5 protein-coding genes are annotated in these 4,860 nt (G+C 51.6%); 2 read left to right on the top strand and 3 right to left on the bottom strand.

What is annotated here, in order from left to right:
- The 3 genes from BZG79_RS11700 to pepA all read right to left on the bottom strand — a co-directional run.
- On the bottom strand, positions 1-650 hold a 650-nt coding region (locus BZG79_RS11700; RefSeq protein ID WP_199877772.1), incomplete at its 3' end, for a class I tRNA ligase family protein.
- 18 nt (positions 651-668) lie between these two features.
- On the bottom strand, positions 669-1,169 hold the full coding sequence (locus BZG79_RS11695) for a DNA polymerase III subunit chi (protein ID WP_021022638.1): 501 nt from the start codon (positions 1,167-1,169) through the stop codon (positions 669-671).
- A gap of 150 nt (positions 1,170-1,319) precedes the next feature.
- Positions 1,320-2,831 (bottom strand): leucyl aminopeptidase, encoded by a 1,512-nt coding sequence (gene pepA / locus BZG79_RS11690; RefSeq protein WP_021022637.1) that lies wholly within the window; start codon positions 2,829-2,831, stop codon positions 1,320-1,322.
- Between the two features lie 194 nt (positions 2,832-3,025).
- Here pepA and lptF point away from each other — a divergent pair, with 194 nt between their 5' ends.
- Both lptF and lptG read left to right on the top strand, forming a co-directional pair.
- Positions 3,026-4,126, top strand: a complete 1,101-nt coding sequence (gene lptF / locus BZG79_RS11685) for an LPS export ABC transporter permease LptF (protein WP_021022636.1) — start codon at positions 3,026-3,028, stop codon at positions 4,124-4,126.
- On the top strand, positions 4,126-4,860 hold a 735-nt coding region (gene lptG / locus BZG79_RS11680; protein ID WP_077774464.1), incomplete at its 3' end, for an LPS export ABC transporter permease LptG. The genes lptF and lptG, both read left to right, overlap by 1 nt.

The raw sequence follows: 4,860 nt of genomic DNA, 5'->3' as shown, positions 1-4,860 counted from the left end.
ATGTAGTCTTTACCGTCTGCGGTTTTGGCACCATCAGCCAGTGGATAACGGAAATGCCACATGTGGCCTTTCTTGTCTTTGTTTTCCACTTCCAAGTCCGAAATCGCCGTGTGCAGTTTCGGATCCCAGTTCACCAAGCGTTTGCCGCGATAAATCAAGTCTTCTTTGTGCAGGCGCACAAACACTTCTTTTACCGCATTGGAGAATCCTTCGTCCATGGTGAAACGTTCGCGATCCCAGTCGACAGAGGCACCCAAGCGGCGCAGCTGTTGGGTAATGGTACCACCGGATTCGCCTTTCCATTGCCAAATTTTGTCAATAAACGCGTCACGGCCGTAGTCGTGCTTGGTTTTGTTTTCTTCGGCTGCGATCTTACGTTCCACCACCATCTGCGTGGCAATACCGGCGTGGTCGGTCCCCACTTGCCAAAGGGTATTTTTACCTTTCATGCGCGCGGCACGGGTCAGGGTATCCATGATGGTATCCTGAAACGCGTGGCCCATATGCAGGCTACCGGTTACATTCGGAGGTGGGATCATGATGCTAAAGGCATCTTTGCTGGTATCACCATGAGGTCGGAAATAGCCCGCCTCTTCCCAGCGCTGATACAGCGCTTTTTCAATTGATTGTGGATTATATGTCTTTTCCATAGCGCTCTTGAAAGATCGTCAAGGGTTGGGCGATTGGTCGATGGCCAAGGTATGAAGTTGCAGGCCTGCCAGTCGGTATGCTTTATATCGGTGACGCGCGTGCTGTTTAAGCGTCTCATCGCAAGGGACGAAGTCTACCACTTGTGCAAACGAAGGCGCAAAATTTGATGCCTCTGTCGCCAAATTGATTAACACACTGCGATGACCGGTATGGCGCACACCTGGCCAGCCTATTTCCACCGGTGCGCCGCCTCGCGGCCCTTCACCGACCAGGTTATGGGGCACGAAGGTATCTGGGTCACGTTGCCATAAAGCGTCATCCAATTGATGCGCTTGGGCTTGGTCCTGTGCGGCCAGATAAATGCGTTGCCCTTGTTGATAGTAGTAAAAAGCCAAATCAATGGCCGTGTCTATCAGTATTTGTTGTTCACGCGCTTGCTGCTCAGGTGTCAGCCCCAGGCTGTTGCTGTCGTCTGCCGGCTCGGGCGGCGACAAAAGATAAAAGGTGGCGGTGGGCATATACGCTCCTAAATGTGAGAAACGGCCTCCGTCCCAAAAGCGGGGTGTCCGGGTAGCGCGGAGCCATCAACATAGCCGATTGTGCGTGCAGACACCAGTGCCGGATAAAGTTTCAACAAAAAAGGAGGCCGGTGGGCCTCCTGTTCGTGGTTACTCTTCCAATTCAAGCCCGGAGCGGTTGAGTAAAAATTGCACCAGCAGAGGAACGGGACGGCCGGTGGAACCTTTTTCTTTGCCGCCGCTTTTCCAAGCAGTCCCAGCGATGTCTAAGTGTGCCCAGTTGTACTTTTTGGCAAACCGAGACAAGAAGCAGCCCGCGGTGATGGTGCCACCGCCTTTACCACCAATATTGGCCATATCGGCAAACGGGCTGTCGAGTTGCTCTTGGAACTCATCCGTCATTGGCAAGCGCCATGCGCGATCACCCGCTTGCTCTGAGGCGCTGATAATATCGTGCGCCAAGGGGTTCTGGTTAGCAATCAGGGCGCTGATGTGATGGCTAAGGGCCATGATGCACGCGCCGGTGAGGGTTGCCACATCAATCACACACTCTGGCTCATAACGCTCTACATAGGTGAGGGCATCACAAAGTACTAAGCGACCTTCGGCGTCGGTATTGAGCACCTCGACCGTTTGCCCTGACATGGTCGTCAGGATGTCACCTGGACGGTACGCTTGGCCGTCTGGCATGTTTTCACAACCGGCGAGCACACCCACGACATTGATAGGTAGGTTAAGCTCGGCCAAGGCACGCATCACCCCAAATACCGATGCGGCACCGCCCATGTCGTACTTCATCTCATCCATACCGGCACCGGGCTTAATGGAAATACCGCCCGAGTCAAAGGTGAGGCCTTTGCCGACGAGAACAATCGGTTTTGCCTCTGGATCAGGGCTGCCCTTGTACTCCATGATCGACATCATCGATTCATTTTTTGAGCCACGGCCAACCGCAAGATAGGAATGCATGCCCAGCTTGTCCATTTCTTCTTCACCGATAATACGGGTGGTGACCGCATCATAGTCATCGGCTAAACGGCGCGCTTGCGAGGCAAGATAGGCAGGGTTCGCCACGTTCGGTGGCATATTACCCAAATCTTTACAGGCATTCACACCAGAAGCGATCGCTAAGCCATGCGCGATGGCACGCTCACCCAGATTCAATTCACGACGCGTTGGGACATTGAACACCATTTTGCGTAATGGGCGACGAATTTCTGGCTTAACACTTTTGAACTGGTTAAAGGTGTACAGACTGTCTTTGGTGCTTTCAACCGCTTGACGTACCTTCCAGTATGTATCACGGCCTTTAACGTGTAGCTCGGTTAAAAAACAGACCGCTTCCATCGAGCCGGTTTCATTGAGGGTGTTGATGGTTTTTTTGATGATTTCTTTGTATTGGCGCTCGCCGAGCTCGCGCTCTTTACCACAACCCACCAGTAATACGCGCTCAGATAACACGTTCGGAACATGGTGTAGCAGGAGCACTTGGCCGGGTTTACCTTCAAGATCACCGCGGCGCAGCAGGGCGCTGATGTAGCCGTCGCTGATTTTGTCGAGTTGCTCGGCCACGGGGGACAGGCGGCGAGGCTCAAACACGCCAACGACAATACAGGCACTGCGTTGCTTTTCGGGGCTACCGCTCTTTACACTGAACTCCATTTGTACTCCTAGATCCTAAAGACAATTGAGACCAAATGTTGGATAATGCCGCCACTATATGTTGTTGAACGCGCTTTGATGCGTCCAGATCAGCCGGCGGTCAACAAATGGCCGAAAGATTAGAAAACAACTAATTAACCCAGAAACTATAGTTATTCGAGTAAAAAAACAAGTTTTCCATAGGTGCCTTCGCTTTGATAATTGTTCGATATTTGATCCGGGAGACAGTTAAAACACAAGTTGCCGTTTTATTTGTGTTGTTTCTAGTCTTTTTCAGCCAAAAATTTATCCGTGTACTCGCCAGTGCCACGGAAGGATCGATCCCGGGGAATCAGATCATTACCTTAGTCGGTTTATATATGCCGTCGATGGCAATGCTGATGTTACCTTTGAGCTTGTATATCGGCATTTTGATTACATTCGGGCGGCTCTATGCTGAGAGTGAGATCACGGTCATGAACGCCACTGGGATTGGCAATGAGTTTCTGATCCGCGCTGCGCTGTATCTCGCGATTATCACCGGATCCGTGGCGGCGTTTAACTCGCTTTGGCTAACGCCATGGGCCAATAACCAAGAGCTCGAGGTGATGGAGCAATTAGAGGCCAAATCCGGTTTAGAATTGTTGGTGCAAGGGCAGTTTCAAAGTGCGCCATCGGGTGAGGCGGTGATTTTCGTTGATAATATCGAAGATGATGGTAAAACGCTCAAACAGGTATTTGTCGCTCAGCCCGTCCCTCAAGGCTCTTTACTGCCGAATGTGGTGGTGGCCGATAAAGGCTATGTGTCTGAGCTGCCTGACGGTCGACAAGTCTTGGATTTGTTAGAGGGAACCCGTACCGAGGGCGTACCGACTCAGCTTAACTATGGTGTAACGACCTATAAAAACTATCAGGTATTGATTGGTCAGCGCGAAGTGCGTGAAAAAAGTCGTGACTGGGATGCGATGCCAACCTTGCAGTTGGTTGGTGAATCAAGTTTGAAGGCGCGCGCCGAACTGCAGTGGCGTATTTCCTTGGTGTTGTGTATCCCCTTGATGACCATGATTGTGGTGCCGTTATCGGCGGTGAACCCGCGTCAGGGACGCTTTGCCAAACTCTTCCCCGCGATAATGATTTATCTGGCCTATTTTTTATCGATCAGCGCGGCGAAATCCGCGGTAGAAGATGGCGATCTGCCCGCACAAATTGGTCTGTGGAGTATCAATGTGGCCGCTTTATTACTGGCCGTGATCCTCGCCAGCTGGGATTCGCTACCGGTGAGAAAACTCAAAGCTAGCTTAAAAGGATCTGCCTGATGTTTCGCATTCTTGATTGGTATATTGGCCGGACTCTGATAGGCACCTCGTCACTGTGTTTGGCGACCTTGGTGGGATTGTCTGCGATCATCAAGTTTGTCGAGCAGTTACGCTCGGTCGGTGATGGTACCTACACCATGGGCAAAGCGATTTTGTATGTGTTGCTCAGCATGCCGCGCGATATTGAAATGTTCTTCCCCATGGCGGTTTTGCTGGGGGCATTGATTGGTTTGGGAATGCTGGCCTCAAGCTCAGAGCTGGTGGTGATGCAGGCCGCTGGAGTGTCGAAACTCCAAATTGGCCTATCAGTGCTTAAAACGGCCATTCCGTTAATGTTGATTGTGATGGTGCTGGGCCAGTGGGGCGCACCGGATGCGCAAAAAGCCGCTCGTGAGCTGCGTGCCATTGCCAAATCAGGTGGAAACGTGATGTCGGTGCGGCGTGGGGTTTGGGCGAAAGATGGCGACGATTTTATTTATATCGCCCGCGCGGATGAGCAAGATACGCTGACCGGTGTGAGCATTTGGAAGTTTGATGACCAGCAAACCATGACCAATGTGGTGTTTGCTGAGCGTGCTGATTATCTCAATAAAGACAGTTGGATGCTTAAAGATGTGACCATTACGCGCATGCAAAATCAAACCGCGCTGAGCAATGTAGAGCAGGATGAATTGGTTTGGAATACCACACTGACGCCTGACAAATTAGCGGTGGTGACGGTGAAACCCGAAGAG

The sequence above is a fragment of the Salinivibrio sp. MA427 genome, assembly GCF_001996115.1.
In the GTDB taxonomy this organism is placed as follows: domain Bacteria; phylum Pseudomonadota; class Gammaproteobacteria; order Enterobacterales; family Vibrionaceae; genus Salinivibrio; species Salinivibrio costicola.
Note: the sequence above shows the minus strand (reverse complement) of the source record. Positions and strands in the feature narration are given on the sequence as shown.